Raw genomic sequence first — 22316 nt, 5'->3', positions numbered from 1 at the left:
TACGCGGGTTCCAAATTCGGCGGCATCGGGCTCGTTCAGAGCTTTGCGCTCGAACTCGCCCCCGACCGCATCAAGGTCAACGCCATCTGCCCCGGCAATTTCCTCGACGGCCCGCTGTGGACCGACCCGGTCAAAGGCCTGTTCGTGCAGTATCTGGCGGCGGGAAAAGTGCCCGGTGCCAAGACCGTGGAGGACGTGAAGAAGTCCTACGAGTCCAAAGTGCCGCTCGGACGCGGGTGTCTGGTCAAAGATGTCGTGCGCGCCATCCTTTACATCATGGAGCAGGAATACGAGACCGGCCAAGCCGTCCCCGTCACCGGCGGTCAGGAGATGTTAAAGTAATCCTCAACTTATAACTAAGTAGTTGTCCGCACCGGCGCAGCTCTTGCCCTGAAACATCAGGCAGGACTTGCGCGGGTGCGGACTTTTGTGTTATGATGGGAATATCAGGCAGAGAGGAAACGGAATTAGTGATTGAGAGGGAACAATTACTATGATAAAAGGGAAAACGGTTATTACTTGGGTTTTGGCGGTGGCGGTTTTGGCGGGGCTTGGCGGGTGCGGGAAATCGGCTCAAATCGATAGTGCGGAATCAATAGTTTCCGGCTTAAGCACTTCTGATCGTTCGGCTGCTTCGGCGGCTTCGAGACCGTCCGAGCAAGAAACCGGCTGGTTTGGAGAGGGCCCGCTTATCAATGTCGCTTACACAAGAGCGTCTCTGTCGGAAAATCCCGTGACTTCGTATGATGATTATTATTCAACGATTAAAGATTGGATTAATCTTTATATCATTGGGAATTACAATGCTTTTTCTTCCCTCTTTAATCCCTCTTATTCGGAAATATGTTACACCCTGGAAACGATGACCGGTGAAAAAGAGCATTTTTCAACGCTAATATGCGAAACCGATTTCAAATCTAATATGGCACCGGCGGGGTTGAAACTTTATGATGGCAGATATCAAATCAAATTTCAAATGGTTGTTAAAACGAGTGAAATTTATAATGAAGGGCCTTTTACGTTGATCGGGTTCGTAACCAATCAAGACCGTCAGATCGTCGAAGCGCGTGAATTGTACGATTTTATCAAAGGCGTACCCAGATATCAAGATACCGATTTCATTGCTCCGGAACCAATGAAGCTTATCCAACTGGCTTCCCTGGGTTATGATTTTACGGAGAAAAGAGTGGATGATGGTTCCGGGCTTTCGGTTGTAAATCTGCGCGCTCTCACCGAAGGTTTAAAAGTCGATGATTTTTCATTCTTCCCCGGTGATTTGTTAGCGATTTTAGCGGTGAATCCCGAAGTCCAAAATGAAAAAGTGCTGATGGTATATAAAGCAGATGACCTGCGGCTGCTTTACCGAAAGGCCTTTTCCTACCCATCCGGAGAATACCCTGTCGGCGGTCATGTGGAGTTTGATTATATCAACGGAACGCTCGTTTTGGAACAGAAGCTGGGCGAAGAGAACTATAAATATTTCATCCTGACGGAAGGCGGTATTTCGGAAATCTCGAAACCGCTTACAAGATACCGCTTATCCGATACTGCTACTATTGTGGATGAAAAGAATTGTCTTTATCTTGAACAAAACGGCGTTCGGAAACTGCTTCTCGAAGGCATTTACGAAGAAGACAGCACCGATTGGGAGAATTATAACTTTTTCTGCAGGATCAGCGACACGCGTTTCATCTATGAAAAATACGGTTACGAGTGGTACGACGAGTGCGGGATCTATGACATTGAAACCGGTAAAAAAACGGTTTTTACACATGTTAATGCCCCGCTGTTAAATATCGTATCATATAAAGATGGAAAAGCGGTTTTAGTTGCCGATGAATGGAGCGACTACGATTCATACGGACCCTATCTGTACAATGAATCAACACGCGAATTGACTGATTTGGATTTGCTGGATATCATACCCGACGAGTCAGCGATACGTCCGCGTTTTTGCCTTTTCGGAAATACCCTCGCGGTTTTTATTGAGGATAATCCCTTTACAACGTTCAGCTTGTATGATGTTTCATCAAGATTAGAGATCATGAATCTCAATCTCTTTTATGCCCGGGGTTATGCACAAAATTATTCGCATTATTCAAATGGTTTAAATGCCACAAAGAACTACATTTGGTTTAATTCAGACTCCGAATTTCCGTCGGATTATTTACTGCGAATTCCGAAAAAGAGGTGAGAAATTACCATGATTACGTGTAAAAGAATCGTTTCATGGGTTTTGGCAGCCGTTGCTTTGGCAGTAATCAGCGGGTGCGTGAAGTTAACACTAAGCGCCCCTGAAAAATCGATGGGTTCATTGGTTTCGTTGAATTCAAGCGAACGTTTTTTATCTGCCGAATCAACCCCGGCTGTGCAGGATTTACTTGAAAAAGACATTGAATCCGGCTTTAAGGTTATTGAGTTGTCACGATTTTTTCAGGGGCTTTCCGTCAAAGATATCCGGTTTTTAAATAATCGTTTAATCGGTATTATCGCATATGATTCCAACCTGAATAAATTAGAAGGTGAAAGCCAAAACAACCATTACCTTTTGGCGGTATTTTCCGTTGATACTTTGCAGCTTCTATATGAAAAACGGTTTACGCTCCCGCAAGGGGGATACATGGGATTTTATCGCCGGGGGGATCCTGTCGCTCTTTATTCATTATCTCCCCCCGATATTGAGACCTTTTATACCGTAACGGAAAACGGGATAACCCAATTGCCCAAAGAAGAATTTTTCAGATTTCGCCTTTCGGATACCTCATTTGTTCTTGAAAAAGGAAACGACCTCGTCTTAGAACAAAACGGTGCTGCTAAAACAATATTAACCGGCGTTTCAGATAAGACCCCTGACGGCGAAGCTCCGACATGGGAAAAATATACCTTCGAATGCCGTCTCAGCGATACCCGCTTTCTCTTTATAAAATCCGACGCTTATGAGCAATTGATCGAATTCGGGGTTTATGATATTGAGACGGGCGAAATTACATTACTAACCCCGGAAAATTCGAAGTTTATCAATTTGCATACTTCATATGATAATAAGGCTGTTTTGGTTTCATATGATAAGTCACTTCATCCCGCATATTTGTACGATGATATAACCGGTAAAATGGCCCAATTGAAATGGATGAACGACCTACAAGCAAACGGCGTTTTCCCCCATTATTGCCTTTTCAAGAATACGCTGATAGCCTTCGTGGCTAATAACGGCACGGCTGCTCTGCGCTTTTTTGATCTCGCTTCCGAAACAGAGAAAACTGTGATCGAGCTGCCTTCCTCATATCGAATATCGAAAAATTACCCAAGCGATTTTTTTATAACAGAAAGCGATTTATGGTTTTATTCTTTAACCCCGAACGGTTATATTTTCCGCATTCCGATTGAAGAGGTAACGAAGAAATGACGTATAAAAGAATTATTTCGGTTTTTTTGACAGCGACGATCTTGTTGGTTGGGCTTGGTGGGTGCGTGAGCGACAACGCCGTTAAAACAAACGGTTTCTATAAAATCATGCAAATGAAATCTGTTTCAGAACTCAACGAATCCGCCATTTCAAGTTTGGATCAAAATATAACCGCCTTAAATCTCTCTATGTACTCCGGTACACTGGAAATTCGCGATATTTGTTTTTTTGAGGATGATTTGATTGGGGTACTATTACATGGTATGGATCAAATCATTTCTGAGGAAAGCACAGAATTAAACTTCACATTGATTGTTTTTTCAATTTTAAATATGAACCCCTTGTATCAAGTTCTTTTCAAAACGCAGCCGGTTATGACGCAATCCGATTCAAAACAAATAGCCTATAGTATGGATTTTGTAAAATCAGGTGAAAATCAAGCCCTTGTTTTATCCCGCAATGAAGGTTGGGCTGTAAGCGAGATGTTTTTTGCTGTTACAAAAACCGGTGTAACGGAAATCTCCCGTGATCAGGTATACAGCCATCGTTTATCTGACTCTGTTTCAATTTTAGAAGACCAAAACAACCTTGTTTTAAAGCATAAAGGAGAGACCGAAACCCTTCTTTCAGGCTTTTATTATATCGATCCAAACACCGTCGATGACCCCTTGGCATGGGAGAATTACAGCTTTTTTTGCCGACTTGACAATAATCGTTTTGTGTATGAAAAATACGGTTGGGAATGGCTTGACGAAACGGGCATTTTTGATTTAGAAACCGGCGAATCCACTTCCTTTGTCTATGAAAACGTAAATCCTCTTCGATTGTGTACGACGGACGGAAGCAGGATTGTTTTAACACCCGAAAGGGATTCAGGGTTTTCTTCATACGGCCCTTATCTGTATGATGATACCACCGGAGAAGTGACAGATTTAGATTGGCTCGATTATACGTACATGGATGAAATTGAACCTGACTTTTTTCTGGTAGAGAATACACTTGTGGCATTTATAGATGATAGCTTTACCCCAGCACTTCGCCTTTTTGATCTCGAAACCAAAACCGAAAAAAGCCAAATTGATTTTAGCAATCAATATAATCTATCTCAATCCCGGATGGAATTTATGATCTCTGGAAAATACTTATACTTTTTTTCGTTGTCTTGGTCTTGGAATAGTTTTTTATTCCGAATTCCGATCGGGGAGGTCACAAAGAGATGACGTGTAAAAGAATGATTTCGGTGATTTTGGCAGCGGCGGTCTTGGCTGGGCTTAGCGGGTGCGGGAAGACACCGCAAAGCGGGATGGAAAGTTCAATAGATGTTAGCGAACCAACTTCTTCCGCTGCATCTGTCTCATTGGATCGGTTTGAAGATGAGATAATCTATAACACCGAATTAACGCGGGAAAAGCTTGCGAAAGTTTCTTTCTCCGGAAAAACATCCGATACCGTTTATTGGGCTATGCATTTTGTCACACAAAATTATAAAACTTTATCGCCTCATTCAATCGTTATCAAGTATATTGATTATAAAGACCGTATTGAATCGTATTATGAACTATTAAAAAATCAACGCGTATACCAATTTTACACGCATATCTATTTAATCCGGTTTAAAACTTTGAGCGCTCCGGTAGGCCTGTCCATGGACAAAGAAGGGTATTATAATATCGAACTTCAGCTTGTTATGGAGCAAAACGGTGACGGTATAAAACTACTGGGCTATGTCACAAGCCAGACGAATCAAATCACTTCATCAGAGGATTTAGTGGAATTTCTGAGCGTTATTCCCGAATACAAAGAAATGCAGATTAAAACTTATCCTCCGAAATCGACTGTGCCCGAAACCGGCTGGTTTGGGGAAGGTCCGATTAAAAACGTCGCTTATACGAGGGCTTCTCTTTCGGAATATCCCGTGGTTTCGAATGATTTTTATCATCCGACGATTATTGATTGGATTGAATTATATGTCAAAGGGAATTATAATTCTTCCGCATATGACACCGCTTATTCTGAGAAATTTTATACGCTGGAAACAACGTCCGGCGAAAAAGAATATTTTGCAACGATATTTTGTGAGACAAACTTCCAATCCGATGTTGTGCCGGAGGGGTTTGAAATTGCAAAAAGCAGCTATCAGCTCCGTTTTCAAATGGTGATAAAGACTGGTAAAAATTATTATAAAGAACCTTATACACTGATCGGGTTTGTGACCAATCAAGAGCGGCAGATTATTGAACCGCGTGAATTATACGATTTTATCAAAGGCGTGCCTCGGTACAAAGATACCGAGTTTATTGTTCCGGAGCCGTTTATTGTTTTAGAACTGGATTCCCTTGGATATGATTTCACCGAGACAAAAGTGGATGACGCTTCCGGGCTTTCGGTTGTCAATCTGCGTTCGCTCACCGGTGGTTTAAAGGTTGATGATTTTGAGTTCTTTCCCGGCGATTTATTGGCGGTTTTAGCGGTGAATCCCGAAGTTCAAAATGAAAAGGTGCTGATGGTTTTTAATTCTGATGATCTGCGGCTGCTTTATAAAAAGGCCTTTTCTGTTTCGGAAGACGGTTATGTATCGTTTTCATATGAAACGCTTGCTTTGGTTCAAAAGCTGGATGATAAAAACAGTAAATATTTCATTCCTACAAGAACCGGGATTTCGGAGATCTCAAATCCGCTTGGGAGATATCGATTATCCGATACTTCCAATATCGTAAAAGAAAATGAAAACCTCTATTTGGAACAAAACGGTGAGAGAAAACTGCTTCTCAAAGGCGTCAGCATAGAAGAAGATTCGGATTGTGAGGATTTTAGATTTTTCTGCCGAATCAGCGATACGCGGTTTATCTACGAATTAATGGGCTATGAATGGCTCGTTGAATGCGGAATTTATGACATCGCGACCGGAGAAAAAACAGTATTAACCCATAAAAACGCCCCGCTTCTAAATATCGAGACATATGCGGACGGCAAAGCGATTTTAGTCGCAGATACCTGGTGCGGGCCGGAATACGAATCATACGGGCCATATGTATACGATGAATTAACCCGGGAATTGATCGATTTGGATTTGCTGAATATCAAACCCAGCGAGACAATGGCAGAACCCCGGCTTCGTATTTTCGGAAACACCCTCGTGCTTTTTACGGAAGATCAGCACTTTTCAACGTTTTGTTTATATGATCTTTCTTCAAGATTATACACTTTGCAATTCAATATTTTGAATGCGAAAGAAAGCATGAGGGAACATTCCAACTATTATAGCGGATTATATACCACCGAAAACTACATTTGGTTTAATTCCACTCATGAATTACCGCAGGATTATCTGTTAAGAATTCCGAAAAAGAGGTGAGAAATTACCGTGTTTAAATGTAAAAGAATCGTATCATGGGTTTTGGCAATGGTGGTCTTGGCGGGGCTCGGTGGGTGCGGGAAGATACCGCAAAGCATACCGGAGAGCTCGACTGTTTCGGCGGTTATAAGCGAAGCATCTTCGTCGGTTGAAACGAATTCTACGGTTGAGTATGTTCCATTGGATCGGTTTGAGGACGACATTATCCTTAATACCGTTTATACGAGAATGTATCTTGCGGAAAACGAGATAACTTCTTCGGTCGATTCAAAAAGCGACCCGGTAAAAAATTGGGCGGCTTTATTTATCACACAAAATTATCAATCGTTCTCCCCGAAATATATTTATACCGATTCTCTTTCCGGCTCAAGGCCCAAACCCTCGATTTTTGTCGGAAACGAAACCTCTTTTGTTTTACAAACTTTTCGGGTCACTTTTGAGACCACTGGCGTGCCGGACGGTTTGACGCCGAATGAAGACGGTACTTTTTCAATCAATCTGCAAGTTGTGATGAAAGAAAACGCAGATCACAGCCTGACTCTGCTCGGGTTTGTTACCAACCAAACACGGGATATCAAATGCCCTTTCGATCTGGCCGAATTTTTAAAGGTGCTGCCCGAATATGAAAATCTGGAGGTTGCCGTTCCGGAACCGGTCGCTCCGCTGGAAGCGATCAATCTGACCGATATCACCGGAGGACTGCTTTTCATTGAAGCTTGGCCTGTGGGCGATGCAGTTTATATTTTGGGGTATAATCCCGATTTTCGACTGGCAGACGGAAAGAATATAACGCTTTATATGAAAGTTTATTCGGCTGAAAATCTGACTCTGCTGTATGAAAAATCATTCCCTGCCCCGCGTGTAGCAACTCTTGCTTGTTATGTCGAAGACGAGGGTTTGATTTTCACACCCGAAAGAGGGGGCGGGCAACCCTATTACCTCGCGACAGAAAACGGTGTTAAGGAAATTGACTATACGCCCGCAGATGAAAGAGCAGACAAACTTTATCGGCTTTCCGACACGGCAGTAATTTTGCAAACGGGGGTTGATCTGCTGCTTGAAAAAGACGGTAAAACCGTTACCTTGTTGAAAGGCGTTCCGTATGACGATAATTCACATGTTTGTTCGAGGTATCGGTTTCTTCAACGTGTCAGCGACACCACTTTTACATATATAAAAATGGGCTGGGAATTTCCGATCGAAACCGGGATTTATGATATCGAAACAGGAAAAACGACGCTGTTCACACATAATAACGCAAATTGCCTTGTACCGATTGCCGTTCAAAGCGAGAGCGTTGTAATCACCCCATACTGGGACAGCTCTTATACTTCTTACGGGCCGTATTTATATGACCTTGCAAGTGGGCAACTCGTTGATCTCGGTTGGTTTGATAAAACTTTTTATCCCGGTTCTTCAAAATTTTTGTGTTTTGACAACAAAATCGCCTCTTTTTCTAAAACCCGCTTCGGTATGAGTGTTTTGTTTTGCGACTTTACCTTCGAAACAACGCCCCGGCGTTTTGATTCTTTAAATTATAATACGGCGGAGCCGACAAGGATTATAAGTACCGGAGGTTACCTGTGGTTTTGTTCGGAAGCCGATTCGTTTTCAGATACCTATCTTTTCCGCATTCCGATTGAAGAAACGATGAAAAAATGAAGTGCTTCACTGTTATTTAAATTCTTCCTTTCCGAGTTCGATTTTTTCAATGATTTTACCTGAAAATCGAAAGGTTATACTTGTTCAAAACCGTCATTCGTGGTATACTTTCTGTGGATCGTACATGTACGATCCGCTTGGATCGCATTTATGCGGTCCTGATATTGTTTTGGTCCTGAAATTATCTTTATTTTCATTGATGCTCTTTTATTTCTCCGATCCCTTCGTTTTTCAATGAAATCAGAAAGGTCATAAAATGCTTCAGCTCAAACAACTCTCCGACGAGAAACGGGTCGTGCGTCTGACGGCGTTAGCCACACTTCTCGAACTGGAACGGACCGGCGCGATGAAAGCGCCGGAAACCGGACACTTTGTCAACAACCACATCCACACAACGTACAGCTTTTCGCCCTATTATCCGACCGGTGCGATCTGGTACGCCCGCGCCGCGGGACTTCAGACCGCAGGGATCATGGATCACGATTCGGTCAGCGGCATCGATGAGTTTTACGTCGCCGGGGACTTATGCAAGATGCCGGTCACCAGCGGCTTTGAAGTGCGCGTCGACCTGTCTTCTTCCCCGTTCGGCGGCCGCCGCGTCAATAATCCCGATCAGGACGGCGTCGCCTATGTCGCCTGCCACGGCATTCCGAAAAACCGCGTGGCGCAGGCTGAGGCGTTTTTGGGTCCGATCCGCACTGCACGCAACATCCGTAATCAGGCCATGCTCGGACGGCTGAACGGTTTGCTCGCCCCCGCCGATATATGCATCGACTTTGAAAAAGACGTGATTCCGCTTTCGAGATTCAAGGAAGGCGGGAGCGTCACCGAACGGCATCTGCTGTTCGCGGTCTCGCTGGCGCTGGTCGGGCGGTTCGGCAAGCGCGGCGACGTAGTCGGGTTTTTATCGGACAAGCTGGGAATCAAATGCAGCGAAAAGATCAAGACTCAGCTCTCGGATTCGGATAATCCGTTTTATGAATATGACCTCCTGGGTTTATTAAAAGCATATATGGTCAAGGACTTTTATGTACCCGCAAAAGCCGAACTGCCCGACGCGCGCAAATTCGTCGAATTTGTCCGCTCGATCGGCGCGATTTCGGCGTACGCCTATCTCGGCGACGTCGGAAGCTCGGTCACGGGCGACAAGCAGACCGCCAAATATGAGGATGACTATCTCGACGATTTGTTTGACTATCTGAAATATACGGGGTTTGACGCGGTGACCTATATGCCGTCGCGCAATACCTCTGAACAGCTTGCCCGCGTAATGGCGCTTTGCGATAAGCATAACTTCTTTCAAATCAGCGGCGAGGACATCAACTCCCCGCGCCAGAGCTTTATCTGCCCGGCGCTTTCAAAACCCGAGTATGCGCATCTTTACGATGCGACCTGGGCGCTGATCGGACATGAGCGCGCGGCGGCGCAAAATTCCGCCGATTCGTTCACTTCCCCGCAGACCGCGGAAAAATACCCGAAGATCTCCGAGCGGGTGGCTGCGTATGCCGCCTTATCCCGGAACGAATAAAAGGAGAATTATGATGAAAACGAAAGCCATGCGCCTATACGGCAAAAACGACCTTCGGGTCGAGGAATTCGAACTTCCGCCGCTCAAAGACGACGAGATTTTGGCGAAAATCATCTCCGACAGCGTGTGCATGTCGTCCCACAAGGCGGCGCTGCAGGGCGCGGATCACAAGCGTGTGCCGAAAGACATCGACCGCAATCCTGTCATCATCGGACATGAGTTTTGCGGAGAACTGGTCGAGGTGGGTAAGAAGTGGGCCGGTAAGTTCAAAGCCGGTCAGAAGTTCGTAATGCAGCCGGCCCTGAATCTTCCGGAAAATCCGTATATGTCCCCGGGATATTCGTTTCAATACATCGGCGGAGACGCTACCTATGTCGTGATTCCGGGCTGCGTGATGGAACAAAACTGCCTGCTCTCCTATGACGGGGACGCGTTTTTCTTCGGTTCCCTCGCGGAACCGGTCAGCTGCATCGTCGGCGGTTTTCATGTCAATTACCACACCCAAAACGGGGTTTATGAGCATAAGATGGGGATTGTCGAGGGCGGCAAGATGGCGCTGCTCGCGGGCGTCGGCCCGATGGGTCTCGGCGCGATCGACTATGCCCTGCACTGCAGCCGCAAACCGTCGCTGCTCGTCGTCACCGACATCGACGACGCCCGCCTTGCGCGCGCAAAATCGCTTTACAGCGAAGAAGACGCCGCAAAATGCGGCGTGAAACTGGTCTACCTGAACACCGGCGCCATCGAAGACCCGGTCGCGGCGATGCGCGAACTCTCGGGCGGCACCGGTTTTGACGATGTCTATGTCTACGCGCCGGTCGCCCCGGTCGTCGAACAGGCCGATAAAATCCTCGGCCATGACGGCTGCCTGAACTTTTTCGCAGGCCCGACCAATCCGGAATTCCGCGCGCAGTTCAACTTCTATAACGTCCATTATCTTTACACCCATGTCGCGGGCAACAGCGGCGGCAACACCGACGATATGCGCGAGGCGCTTTCGATGATGGAAAAAGGCCTGCTGAATCCGTCGGTCATGATCACCCATTTCGGCGGTCTGAACGCGGCTCCCGAGACCACGATCCATCTGCCCGAGATCAAGGGCGGCAAAAAGCTGATCTACACCCACATCAACTATCCGCTGACCGCGATTGCCGATCTGACCGAACTCGGGAAGACCGACAAGCTCTCGAAAAAGCTCGCCGATATCGTGGCGAAAAACAACGGCCTGTGGTGCGCCGAGGCCGAAAAGGTCCTGTTGGCGGAAGCTCCGGCGATTTAAATTCGGAATTCAGAATTAAGAATTCAGAGAGAATTGAAACACGGTTTTTTGTAGGGACGGATATTATCCGCCCGTTCGGGATGACAGAAGGTTCTTATTTATTCGGGCGAACGCAGTTCGCCCCTACAATGTGTGAATATTGAAAAGAGGTTATGACATGGCAGTTGGAATTTTGATGCCCAAGCAGGGCATTACGGTCGAATCGTGCGTGCTGACCGCGTGGAAAAAGAAAGTCGGCGACGAGATCAAGGTCGGCGATGTGCTGTTTGCTTATGAGACCGACAAGGCGTCGTTCGAGTGCGAATCCACCGAGGCCGGAACGATGCTGGCGCAGTTTTTTGCGGACGGCGATGAAGTCGCCGTTTTGACAAACGTCTGCGCGATCGGAAAGCCCGGCGAGGATTATTCGGCGCTTATACCCGTTAAGGAGGGAACAACCCCTGCGGGAGCGGCCGCTGCGGCTCCTGCGACTTTTGTCGCTCCTTCGACTCCCACCGCGGCTCCCGCACTTCAAGTCTCTGCCGTTGAACCGGAACCGGTTCAAACTGTTGTGACTCCGGCCGGAGAGCTCAAGGTCTCCCCGCGCGCGAAAGCAGCCGCGGAACGGCTCGGGATCAATCTTGCGGCCGTGACCCCGTCAGGTCCCGACGGACGCATTATCGAGCGCGATTTGGCTTCTGCCAATACCTTCGGAAAAGAAACCGCCGCAGCCGCGCCGGCGGCAATTCCGGCGGCTGCGCCGGCTTCCGCTGCGGAGTTTGAGGACATCAAGCTCTCGGGCGTGCGCCGTTCGATTGCCAAGGCCATGGTCAACTCGCTTTCTTCTATGGCGCAGCTGACCCACCATTTCAGCTTCGACGCGACCGAAATAATCGCATTGCGCGCAAAGCTCAAGGCCTCCGCCGAAACATTGGGGCTGCCGAATATCACCCTGAACGACATCGTGCTGTTCGCGGTTTCGCGTACGCTGAAAAACCACCCGTACTGCAACGCGCATCTGACGGGTGATTCCATCCGCCTGTTCAAACACGTCAATCTGGGTATGGCGGTCGATACCGAACGCGGTCTGCTGGTTCCGACGATTTTCAATGCCGACACCCTGTCTCTCTCCGAGATCGCAAAGCAGTCCAAAGCGCTCGCCAAAGAGGCGCAGGGAGGCAGCATCAGCCCGGACAAACTCTCGGGCGGCACGTTCACCGTCTCGAATCTCGGCTCGCTCGGCGTGGAGATGTTCACCCCGATCATCAACCCGCCGCAGACCTGCATCATCGGCGTTTGCAACCTGCAGACCAGGGTGAAACTGGCCGACGGGCAGCCGGTGTATTATCAGGCGATGGGATTGTCGCTGACCTACGATCACCGCGCGGTCGACGGCGCGCCCGCATCGAGGTTTATGCAGGAGTTGTGCAGGAATTTGGAGAATTTCAACGCGTTGTTGGCGATTTAGGAAAATTCAGAATTCAGAATTAAGAATTCGGATTTTAAATATTCACGAATCTACAGATGATTTTTAATAAAGAAGGTTACTACATTGGAATTGTTTGATCTGATTGTCATCGGCGGAGGGCCGGGCGGCTACTTGGCTGCCGAACGGGCCGGACATGCCGGACTGAAAGTCGCGCTGTTTGAAAAACGCTCCTTGGGCGGCGTGTGCCTGAACGAGGGCTGCATCCCGTCGAAAGCGCTGTTATATTCGGCAAAGGTGTTTGATTATGCCAATCACGCGTCTGCCTACGGCGTGAACGTGAAAGGTGCTGCCATTGATCAGAATGCCGTGATCGACCGCAAAGACGGCGTTGTCAAAGCGCTCGTCTCGGGTGTCGGTGCGGCAATGAAGAAAAACCATGTCACCGTTGTGAATGCGGCCGCCGTGATCAAAGGCAAAACCGCGGACGGATTTGAAGTTGAGGCGGACGGCAAAGCATATACCGGGAAAAAGCTGATCATCGCCGCGGGTTCGGAGGCCGTTGTGCCGCCGATTCCGGGCGCGAAAGAGGGGCTTGCCGCGGGGTATGTGCTGACCAACCGCGAGATTTTGGCGCTGCGCGAGATTCCGAAAGCGCTTGCCATCATCGGCGGCGGAGTCATCGGGTTGGAGATGGCGAGCTATTTCTGCTCGGCCGGCTCCAAGGTCGCCGTGATTGAGATGTTAAACAAGATCGCGGGCCCGACGGACGACGAGATCTCGGCGATTTTGCAGAAAAACTACGCCAAAAAAGGCGTTGACTTTAAACTGGGCTGCAAGGTCACGGGCTTTGAAAAGGGTTCCGTCTCCTACACCGATCCCGAGGGAAAAGCTCAGACGCTGGCCTGCGACTATGCGCTGATGTCGATCGGCAGAAGGCCTTCGAGCGCGGGGATCGGGCTGGAAGCCATCGGTGTTTACACCGAGCGCGGCGCGGTCAAGACCGACGATCATTTGCTGACCAATGTCCCGGACGTGTACGCGGTCGGCGATATCAACGGAAAACTCATGCTGGCGCACACGGCTTATCGCGAGGCCGAAGTCGCCGTCAATCACATTCTCGGTAAAAAAGACACGATGCGCTACGGCGCGATTGCGTCCGTGATTTATACGAACCCCGAAGTCGGCTGTGTCGGCGAGACCGAGGAGAGCGCGAAGCAAAAGGGCTATACGATTAAAACCGCCAAGCTGCCGATGAGTTACAGCGGCAGATACCTGGCCGAGGGCGGCGGAGACGGCATCTGCAAGATCATCGCCGACGCGAAAACCAATAAGCTGCTCGGTGTCCATATGATCGGCAGCTACTGCTCCGAGATCATTTACGGCGCGGCGCAGATGATCGAGTCGGGCATGAAGATCGAAAACCTGAAAGCGTTGGTTTTCCCGCACCCCACAGTTTGTGAGATCGTACGCGAGACCCTGTTTGAGTTATAATCCAAGCCCCTTTTTCAACAAGGCCGGAAAGCATGTTGAAATTTGGCGTTTTTTGACGAATTTAAAAGAAAATGATATAATAGCAAGGTATACTTGCTAACCCAAAGAAAGAAGGAAATCCCGCAATGCCGAAAAGCCAATACATTGACCCTAAATTCATCCGCAAACCCGGGAAGATCTCGTTTGCCGATATCCCGGTAAATGCCTATCAAAAAACCGTCGCCGAGGAGCGCAAGAATTTTTCGGACAAAAAGCTTTTACAGATTTACACTGACATTTGCACCCTGCGCGAGTTCGAGAGCATGCTGTTTCAGATCAAAACACAGGGCGAATACAACGGATTTAAACAATCTTACCCCGGCCCTGCGCATCTTTCGCTCGGGCAGGAAGCCGCCGCCGTCGGACAGGCCTATCTGCTGACCACGGACGATTATGCGTTCGGCTCCCACCGCTCCCATTCCGAGATTTTGGCCAAAGGCCTTTCGTCGATTCATCAGCTGACCGACGGCGAGCTGATGGAGATCATGGAACAGTTTTTGGGCGGCAAGACGCTGAAAGCGATTCAGGGCCACCAAAAGACCAAGTCCGTGAAAGAGCTTGCGACCGACTTTTTGCTCTACGGGGCGTTAGCCGAGATTTTTGCCCGCGAGACCGGTTTCCACCACGGTCTCGGCGGCTCGATGCACGCGTTCTTTCTGCCGTTCGGCATCTACCCGAACAACGCCATCGTCGGCGGTTCGGGCCCGATCGCGCTGGGTTCGGCTCTTTATAAAAAATGCAACGATAAAAAAGGCGTCGTCGTCGCGAACATCGGCGACGGTTCGCTCGGCTGCGGCCCGGTGCTCGAATCGCTGAACTTCGCGGCAATGGATCAGTTCACCCAGCTGTGGGAGAAAAAAGGCGGCCTGCCGATTCTCTTCAATATCTTCGACAACGGCTACGGCATGGGCGGCCAGACCCGCGGCGAGACGATGGCCTATGACTTCGTCGCCCGCGTCGGCGCAGGCGTCTGCCCGTCGCAGATGTACACCGAGCGCGTAGACGGCTACAACCCGCTTGCCGTCATCGACGCGATGAAGCGCAAACTTAAAATTTTACACGAGGGCAAGGGTCCCGTTTTGCTCGACGTGATCACCTACCGCACAAGCGGCCACTCGCCGTCCGACAGCGGTTCTTACCGCACCAAAGAGGAGCTCGACGCCTGGGTCGCCGAAGACCCCTGCGTCAAATGGCGCAAAGAGCTGGTCGAAGCCGGCGTCGCGCCCGACAGCGCGTTTGACGAGATCTGGGCCGACATCAAAGAGCGCACGATGAAAATCTGCAGACTCGCCGCCGATCCCGCAGCCAGCCCGTACATCGATATGGCACATAAGCCCGACGCGGTCGAAAAACTGATGTTTTCGAATCTGCATGTCCCTTCGATGGACACGGCCCGCAAGCCCGATGTGCTGCTTCCGAAAGAGGAAAATCCGCGCGTCAAATCGCTTGCTTCCAAAGAACGTTTTTATCTCGACGCAAACGGGCAGCCGGTCGCAAAGACCAAGCAGTATGTGCTGCGCGACGGTTTGTTTGAGGCGATTTTGGATAAATATTACGAGGACCCGACACTGGTTTCATACGGCGAAGACGTCCGTGACTGGGGCGGCGCGTTTGCCGTCTATCGCGGACTGACCGAAGCCCTGCCCTATCACCGTCTGTTCAACTCTCCGATCTCCGAGGCCGCGATTGTCGGCTCGGCGGTGGGCTATGCGCTGTCCGGCGGCCGCGTGATCGCCGAACTGATGTATGCCGACTTTATGGGCCGGGCGGGTGACGAAATCTTCAACCAACTGGCCAAATGGCAGGCGATGAGCGCGGGCATTTTGAAGATGCCGGTCGTGCTGCGCGTTTCCATCGGCAGCAAATACGGCGCGCAGCACTCCCAGGACTGGGTAGCGCTCGCCGCTCACATCCCCGGCCTGAAAGTCGTCTTCCCCGCGACGCCGTATGACGCAAAAGGCCTGATGGCCGCCGCGCTGAACGGCACCGACCCGGTGGTCTTTTTCGAGAGCCAGCGCATCTACGACGTACCCGAGCAGTTTCATAAAGGCGGCGTACCCAAAGAGAGCTATGAGATCGCGCTCGGCAGCCCGGACATCAAAAAGGCCGGTTCCGATGTGACGATACTTTCCATCGGCGCGACTCTTTATCGCGCAATGGAAGCCGCAAAGATTTTGGAAGAGAAATACGGCATCTCGGCCGAAGTCATCGACGCGCGTTCCATCGTGCCGTTTGATTATGAACCGGTGCTCGAATCGGTCAAAAAGACCGGAAAGATCGTGCTCTCCTCCGACGCCTGCGCCCGCGGAAGCATTTTGAACGATATGGCGCGCAACATTTCCGAGATGGCGTTTGATTACCTCGACGCTCCGCCGGTCGTCGTGGGCGCGCGCAACTGGATCACCCCGCCGTATGAATTCGATTCCGACTTCTTCCCGCAGGCCGATTGGATCATCGACGCGATCCACGAGAAGATCATGCCGATTTCCGGATATACGCCCAAAACCAATCTGACAACCGGTGAGGAGATTCGCAGAGCGAAATTCGGCGTGTAGCGTTCGCCCGGAGAACGCTCCTGCCGGATAATCCGGAATTAGAAAAGTCAATTTAGAGAAAAGCGCGAGTAAAATTCTTTATTCGCGCTTTTGGCTGAAAAAGCGTATGTTATATAATGTTTGAAAACTAAAGGAATATCCCATTATCTGAAAGGGGCGAATCCGCTTGAAACTGATCATCAACCGAAATACCGAACCTGCTTATAACCTCGCATTTGAGGAATATTTCCTCACTTATGCGCAGGGCGAATATATTTTGCTTTGGCAAAATCGCCCTGCGGTCGTTGTCGGCTGTAATCAGAACGTCTACAGGGAAATCAATTTTACGGCTCTCGAGCAAAAAAACATCGCTCTCGTCCGCCGGCAGACAGGCGGCGGCGCAGTCTATCATGATCTCGGAAACATCAACTATTCATTTATAACGCCTTATGAACAAGGGGATCTTTCCACAATCAGAAAGTTCTGCGAGCCTATTATCGGATATCTCGGGACGCTCGGCGTTCACGCCGAATTCAGCGGGAGAAACGACCTTCTTGCCGACGGCATGAAATTCTCGGGAAATGCGCAGGCCGTGCGCAAAAACCGCCTTTTGCATCACGGTACGCTGTTGTTTGATACCGATCTCTCGGTACTCTCTGCCGTTCTTTCTCCCAGCGCTAAAAAATACGCGGGAAAAGGCATCGATTCGATACGAAGCCGTGTCACCAATCTGCGTCCCCTTTTAAAAAATGACATGACCACAGAGGAATTTTTTCAGGGCCTCACGGACTTTTTCCTTTCGAAGAGCTGCCAGACAGCCGCGCTCGAAAAAGCGGCTCCCGGAATTATTTCGGCGATATGCCGCGAAAAATACAGCAGCCGCCTTTGGACCTACGGCGAAAATCCGACCTATAAATTTTCCAACGAAAACCGTTTTGATTTCGGGGAGGTTTCCGTCGGATTTGACTGCTTCGACGGCAGGATTTCCGGCTTGAAAATCGGCGGGGATTTCCTTCTCAAGCGCCCGACCAGCGAACTTTGCGCCGCAGTCAACGGCACGCTTCATGAAAAAGCGGCATTGCTGGAGCGCGTGACAAAGCTTCGTCTGAACGACTATATTGAAGGAATCAAACCCGAGGAATTCACGATGTTGTTTTTTTGAATCCGGTTTCGGAAAGCGCATGAACATACAGGAAAAAACCCCGTAAAAACTTGATTTTTTCGGGGTTTTATGTTATCATTTATTTAGGAAAGGTTGTGATTTTGTGGAGAGTTTGCAACAGGTTTGGGATACCGTCTGCAGCATCGTCAAACAAAAAATTTCCACTGTCGCCTTCAACTCGTGGATCGGAATCATCAAGCCGATCTTTCTCGAGGAAGACCGCCTTTATCTGTCGGTACCCTCCACTTTTCAAAAAAACATCATCGAGACCAACTACTTAAAACTCATCGAGTCCACCTGCGAAGAGGTCATGGGCTTCAAGCTCCGGGCCGTCCTTCGTTCCGAACAGGGAGAGCCGGAGGGCGGGAGCGTCAAGAGCGCCTTGGACAGCCAATACACATTTGAAAATTTCGTGGTCGCGGCCTCGAACAAATTCGCCTTTGCCGCCGCGCAGGCCGTCGCAAAGGCGCCGGGCAGAACCTATAACCCGCTGCTCATCTACGGCGAGTCGGGGCTCGGAAAAACCCACCTTCTGACCGCGATAAAAAACACCGTCTCCGAAAATTACCCGTCTTATAATATCGTAGCCGTTCAGGGCGAGGATTTTATCAACGACTTCATCGAATCCATCACCCATAACTCCCAGCCGGATTTTCGCAAGAAATACCGTTCCTGCGACGTATTGCTCGTCGACGACATTCAGTTCATCGCCAATAAAACCGCCGTACAGGACGAGTTTTACAGCACCTTCGACAATTTGCACCGCGCCGGAAAACAGATTGTGCTGTCTTCGGACCGGCCGCCGAAAGATATTTTGTCACTCGATTCGCGGCTTCGTTCCCGGCTCGAACTCGGCCTTGCCGATATCGGCGCTCCCGACTATGAGACCCGGGTGGCGATCATCCGCAAAAAGGCCGAACTTGCTTCTCTCGAACTTTCGGATGACGTGGTCGATTACATCGCCGATAAGATAAAAGTCAACATTCGCCAGATTCAGGCTGTGATCACCAAACTCTCGGCGAAATACATAATGAACGGACAGATTCCCACCCTCTTGTTGACCATCGAAACCTGTCATGACATCATCAGCGACATCAGCCGCCCGGCCATCACGGTCGATATCATCAAAGAGGAGGTCAGTAGGGTCTACCAGATTCCGCCTGAGGATATCTCCTCCGAAAAACAGAGCGCTCAAATCTCTCTTGTTCGTCAGATTGCGATGTATGTCACCCGGGAACTGACCGGGCTTTCGCTGAAAGAGATCGGCGCAGAATTCGGCGACCGTCATTATTCCACGGTCAATTATGCCATCGCCCGCACCGCAAAGGAGATCCGGAAGAATCAGAAACTCTCGGAGACCATCGAAGATATTATTAAAAATATCAAAAGCAAACAGTGAGGAAAATCAAAGTTTCAAAAGCTTGTTTTCCTAAAGATCAAAAGAGTTTGGAATGTTATTTTCCGGATTAAAAATTTCGAAAATATTTCCTAAAAAGGTTTTGGACGGAAAAACGGCATCCCGCCGCCGAAAAAAGGAAGTTTCATAAGGATTAAAATCCCTACTTCTACTACTAAAAAGATAAACAAACATATCGCCGAAATTACTCGTTTTGAGTAAAATTGTTTTAAAGAGAGGCAGCCCGAAATATTGAATGAATTCTTGAAATAATATTTTAATACCCGATTGTGAAAGGATGGTCAAATAAGGTGAAAATTATCTGCAACAAGGATGTTCTGCTGGAGGCCCTCTCTAAGGTCTCGCGGGCGGTTCCCGCGCAGTCCGCGATCAAAGAGACGACCGGCGTGCTGGTTTCGGGGAAAAAAGACACCGTCACCCTGACCGGGTACGACCTTTCGTTCGGGATTGTCTGCGACATCGAAGGCAATGTCGCCGAAGAGGGCAGCGTGATCATTCCGCCGCCGTTTTTGGAGATTGTACGGCGCCTGAACGGAGAGGAAATCACGATTTCGGTCGGAGAGGACAATATGATTCTGATCGAGAGCGGATTCACGAAATTCGATCTTTTCGGGCTCCCCTCAGACGGATATCCGGAGCTTCCGATTTTCTCGGATGAATTCAACTTCGAGCTTCCCCAGTCGATTTTACGCCGTTTGATCCGGCAGACCGTTTTTGCGGTCTCTCTGACCGAAGCGAGACCGGTGATGCAGGGCGTGATGTTCGAACTTGAAAACGGGATATTGACCCTTGCGGCGCTTGACGGATTTCGAATGGCGATCAGTAAGGAGAATATCGGGTATCACAAGAACGGAAAATTCATCATTCCGGGAAAGACGCTCAATGAAATTTTACGGCTTCTCGGAGACAGCGACGTCGTCTCGCTCTCTGTCGGAAAGACCCATGCCTCTTTTCTCATCAACGGCTGCAAAATCTATACCCGCCTGATCACACAGGGTGAATTCATCAATTATAAATCGATTATACCGACGACTTACAACACCGCGGTCAAGATCAATACGAGGGCTCTGATCGACAGCGTCGAAAAGGTTTCGCTGCTCGTGGAGACCCAGGCGACGAAGAGGGCCAAAAACTCCATTGTGGTTCGGTTTGCCGATAATGTGACCGCGCTCGGATGCGTGACGATGGCCGGAAAAGCGCAGGACCGGATCTCCTGCGAGATCACCGGAAACGATATAGAGGTCGGCATCAATAACAGTTATATCCTCGACGCGCTGCGGGCCGCCGAATGCGACGAGATTGTGCTTCGCCTTACCACGACATTTGCCGCGATTAAAATCGTCCCGCCCGAAGGCGACAGCTTTTCTTTCCTTGTGATGCCTGTGAGAACCAAAAATGAGGACTGAACAGATTCAAATCCGAGGCGAGTTCATCCGACTGTGCGACCTGCTGAAATTCTCCGGTGCAAGCCCGACCGGCGGCGAGGCCAAAAACGCGATTGAGAGCGGAAAGGTCTCGGTAAACGGCGAGATCTGTCTCATCAAAGGAAAGAAGATTCACCCGGGAGACACCGTTGTGTACGGCGGTCGGACAATCGAGGTGGCCGGCGGTGCGGGTTGAAAAGATCGCATTCACGGATTTTCGAAACCTTGAAAATACCGCGGTATTCCCCCATCCGGGGACCAATTTGATTGTCGGAGCAAACGGACAGGGCAAGACCAATTTTCTTGAAGCTGTCTGGCTGCTCTGCGGCCAGCGCAGTTTCAGGCAGGCAAAAGAGGTTGAGACGGTCGCGTTCGGGAAAAAGCGAGCGGTCCTCGAAGCCGATATTTATTCCGGGGAGAGAACCAACCGGTTCACGCTGACGCTGACAACAAGGCGGAGCGCCGCTCTGAACGGAATTCACACCGACAAGATTTCGAATTTGGGCGAGAAATTCGCGGCGGTGGTCTTCTCGCCGGTTCATATAGAACTGATTCGGGAAGCGCCCGAGGCAAGGCGGGCGTTCTTAGACAGTGCCGTCATCTCGACCAAACCGGCGTTTGCTGCTGTTTTGAGAGAATATGACGGAGTGCTTTATCAGCGAAATTACCTGCTCAAGCGGTTACAGGCCGGATACAATTCCGAGCTTGCCGACACGCTTGAGGCCTATACCAAACGGCTTGCCCAGATCGGCGCAAGGGTCTATGCCGCCCGAAGCCGCTACACCGCCCGGCTTGCCGAAGAAGCGCCGCCGATTTATCAAAGCATCTCGGGCGGAGAAGAATTGATGATCACCTATAAGAGCTTTTCCGAGAGCGGCGAAAACTACGGAGCCGCGTTATATGATGCGCTTTGCAAGAGTGTCGACGAGGATATCAAAAACGGATTTACCGGCGCAGGCCCGCACCGGGAGGACATGGAACTGGCAATCAACAGGCAGAGAGCCAGACAGTATGCCTCGCAGGGGCAATGCAAGAGTGCGGCGCTTTGCCTGAAGCTGGCCGAGGGGCGGATTTTGGAACGGGCTATCGGGCAGAAGCCGGTTTTTTTGCTCGACGACGTGATGTCGGAACTTGATAAAAACCGTCAAAACTATATCTTATCAAACCTCGGCGAAAACCAGCTCTTTATCACCGGATGCGACGGAGCTTCGCTTGCAAGGCGGCTCCCGAAAGGTGCGGTTTTCAAGGTGAAAAACGGAAATATTCACAAAAGAGCGGAAAGAGGAAAAGAGACATGTTCACGCACATCGGAAACGACGTCAACGTTAAAACCAGCCGGATCATCGGCGTCTTCGACATAGACACGGCCTCCTACGGCAAGGGGACGAAGCTCTTCCTCGAAAAAATGCAAAAAAGCGGACGGGTGCTGTCCGTCAGCTCCGACTTGCCGCGGTCGGTGATTTTGGCCGATGATGAGAGCGGAAGCGACGTTCAGCTGTTTGTTTCGCCGATCTCCGCGGCGACGATCTATAAGCGCGGCGAGACCGTTTTTAAATAAAAGTCATTGGAACAAACAGCTCCCAATATGCGAACGGATGGTTAATAAATTAT

Annotated in this window: 17 protein-coding genes; all 17 read left to right on the top strand. The window is 49.5% G+C overall.

All coding sequences use genetic code 11. The features are described 5' to 3' along the window. The coding region (locus tag PKH29_02605) for an SDR family oxidoreductase (GenBank protein HNX13726.1) at positions 1-342 on the top strand (342 nt) is incomplete at its 5' end. A gap of 151 nt (positions 343-493) precedes the next feature. Continuing rightward, positions 494-2194, top strand: coding sequence for a hypothetical protein (locus tag PKH29_02600; protein ID HNX13725.1), 1701 nt, complete (start codon positions 494-496; stop codon positions 2192-2194). A gap of 9 nt (positions 2195-2203) precedes the next feature. Continuing rightward, complete coding sequence (locus PKH29_02595; protein ID HNX13724.1) at positions 2204-3406, top strand: hypothetical protein; 1203 nt, start codon at positions 2204-2206, stop codon at positions 3404-3406. Then, positions 3403-4626 carry a hypothetical protein gene (locus PKH29_02590; GenBank protein HNX13723.1) on the top strand — a complete coding sequence of 408 codons (1224 nt, stop codon included), beginning with the start codon at positions 3403-3405 and terminating at the stop codon, positions 4624-4626. The genes PKH29_02595 and PKH29_02590 overlap by 4 nt, the downstream gene beginning before the upstream one ends. Then, a complete protein-coding gene (locus PKH29_02585) occupies positions 4623-6761 on the top strand; it encodes a hypothetical protein (protein ID HNX13722.1) in 2139 nt (712 codons plus the stop codon). Before PKH29_02590 ends, PKH29_02585 begins: the two co-directional genes overlap by 4 nt. Before the next feature lie 9 nt (positions 6762-6770). Next, the gene (locus PKH29_02580) at positions 6771-8423 is read left to right on the top strand and encodes a hypothetical protein (protein HNX13721.1); all 1653 of its coding nucleotides are present in this window, start codon (positions 6771-6773) and stop codon (positions 8421-8423) included. Between the two features lie 256 nt (positions 8424-8679). Then, a complete protein-coding gene (locus PKH29_02575; GenBank protein HNX13720.1) occupies positions 8680-9951 on the top strand; it encodes a PHP domain-containing protein in 1272 nt (423 codons plus the stop codon). Positions 9952-9964: 13 nt separating this feature from the next. Further along, entirely contained in the window at positions 9965-11230 is a 1266-nt protein-coding gene (locus PKH29_02570) for a zinc-binding dehydrogenase (protein ID HNX13719.1), read from the top strand. A 157-nt stretch (positions 11231-11387) separates the two neighbouring features. Beyond that, positions 11388-12677, top strand: a complete 1290-nt coding sequence (locus tag PKH29_02565) for a dihydrolipoamide acetyltransferase family protein (GenBank protein ID HNX13718.1) — start codon at positions 11388-11390, stop codon at positions 12675-12677. A gap of 84 nt (positions 12678-12761) precedes the next feature. Further along, positions 12762-14129, top strand: a complete 1368-nt coding sequence (lpdA, locus tag PKH29_02560) for a dihydrolipoyl dehydrogenase (GenBank protein ID HNX13717.1) — start codon at positions 12762-12764, stop codon at positions 14127-14129. 125 nt (positions 14130-14254) lie between these two features. Beyond that, positions 14255-16723: a thiamine pyrophosphate-dependent enzyme gene (locus PKH29_02555; GenBank protein ID HNX13716.1), complete on the top strand. Its 2469-nt coding sequence runs from the start codon at positions 14255-14257 to the stop codon at positions 16721-16723. A 166-nt stretch (positions 16724-16889) separates the two neighbouring features. Continuing rightward, positions 16890-17864 (top strand): lipoate--protein ligase, encoded by a 975-nt coding sequence (locus tag PKH29_02550; protein ID HNX13715.1) that lies wholly within the window; start codon positions 16890-16892, stop codon positions 17862-17864. A gap of 103 nt (positions 17865-17967) precedes the next feature. After that, positions 17968-19263, top strand: coding sequence for a chromosomal replication initiator protein DnaA (gene dnaA, locus PKH29_02545; GenBank protein HNX13714.1), 1296 nt, complete (start codon positions 17968-17970; stop codon positions 19261-19263). 308 nt (positions 19264-19571) lie between these two features. Then, positions 19572-20687: a DNA polymerase III subunit beta gene (gene dnaN / locus PKH29_02540; protein ID HNX13713.1), complete on the top strand. Its 1116-nt coding sequence runs from the start codon at positions 19572-19574 to the stop codon at positions 20685-20687. After that, positions 20677-20901 (top strand): RNA-binding S4 domain-containing protein, encoded by a 225-nt coding sequence (locus PKH29_02535; GenBank protein HNX13712.1) that lies wholly within the window; start codon positions 20677-20679, stop codon positions 20899-20901. Before dnaN ends, PKH29_02535 begins: the two co-directional genes overlap by 11 nt. Beyond that, a complete protein-coding gene (gene recF / locus PKH29_02530) occupies positions 20891-22066 on the top strand; it encodes a DNA replication and repair protein RecF (GenBank protein HNX13711.1) in 1176 nt (391 codons plus the stop codon). Before PKH29_02535 ends, recF begins: the two co-directional genes overlap by 11 nt. Continuing rightward, the gene (locus PKH29_02525) at positions 22000-22263 is read left to right on the top strand and encodes a DUF370 domain-containing protein (GenBank protein HNX13710.1); all 264 of its coding nucleotides are present in this window, start codon (positions 22000-22002) and stop codon (positions 22261-22263) included. The genes recF and PKH29_02525 overlap by 67 nt, the downstream gene beginning before the upstream one ends. The last annotated feature ends 53 nt before the right edge of the window (positions 22264-22316 follow it).

The sequence above is a fragment of the Oscillospiraceae bacterium genome, assembly GCA_035353335.1.
GTDB lineage: Bacteria > Bacillota > Clostridia > Oscillospirales > JAKOTC01 > DAOPZJ01.
Note: the sequence above shows the minus strand (reverse complement) of the source record. Positions and strands in the feature narration are given on the sequence as shown.

Coding starts and splice junctions, on each gene's coding strand:
- PKH29_02600 (HNX13725.1), top strand. CDS start 494: ATGATAAAAGGGAAAACGGTTATTACTTGGGTTTTGGCGGTGGCGGTT.
- PKH29_02595 (HNX13724.1), top strand. CDS start 2,204: ATGATTACGTGTAAAAGAATCGTTTCATGGGTTTTGGCAGCCGTTGCT.
- PKH29_02590 (HNX13723.1), top strand. CDS start 3,403: ATGACGTATAAAAGAATTATTTCGGTTTTTTTGACAGCGACGATCTTG.
- PKH29_02585 (HNX13722.1), top strand. CDS start 4,623: ATGACGTGTAAAAGAATGATTTCGGTGATTTTGGCAGCGGCGGTCTTG.
- PKH29_02575 (HNX13720.1), top strand. CDS start 8,680: ATGCTTCAGCTCAAACAACTCTCCGACGAGAAACGGGTCGTGCGTCTG.
- PKH29_02570 (HNX13719.1), top strand. CDS start 9,965: ATGAAAACGAAAGCCATGCGCCTATACGGCAAAAACGACCTTCGGGTC.
- PKH29_02565 (HNX13718.1), top strand. CDS start 11,388: ATGGCAGTTGGAATTTTGATGCCCAAGCAGGGCATTACGGTCGAATCG.
- PKH29_02555 (HNX13716.1), top strand. CDS start 14,255: ATGCCGAAAAGCCAATACATTGACCCTAAATTCATCCGCAAACCCGGG.
- PKH29_02535 (HNX13712.1), top strand. CDS start 20,677: ATGAGGACTGAACAGATTCAAATCCGAGGCGAGTTCATCCGACTGTGC.
- PKH29_02525 (HNX13710.1), top strand. CDS start 22,000: ATGTTCACGCACATCGGAAACGACGTCAACGTTAAAACCAGCCGGATC.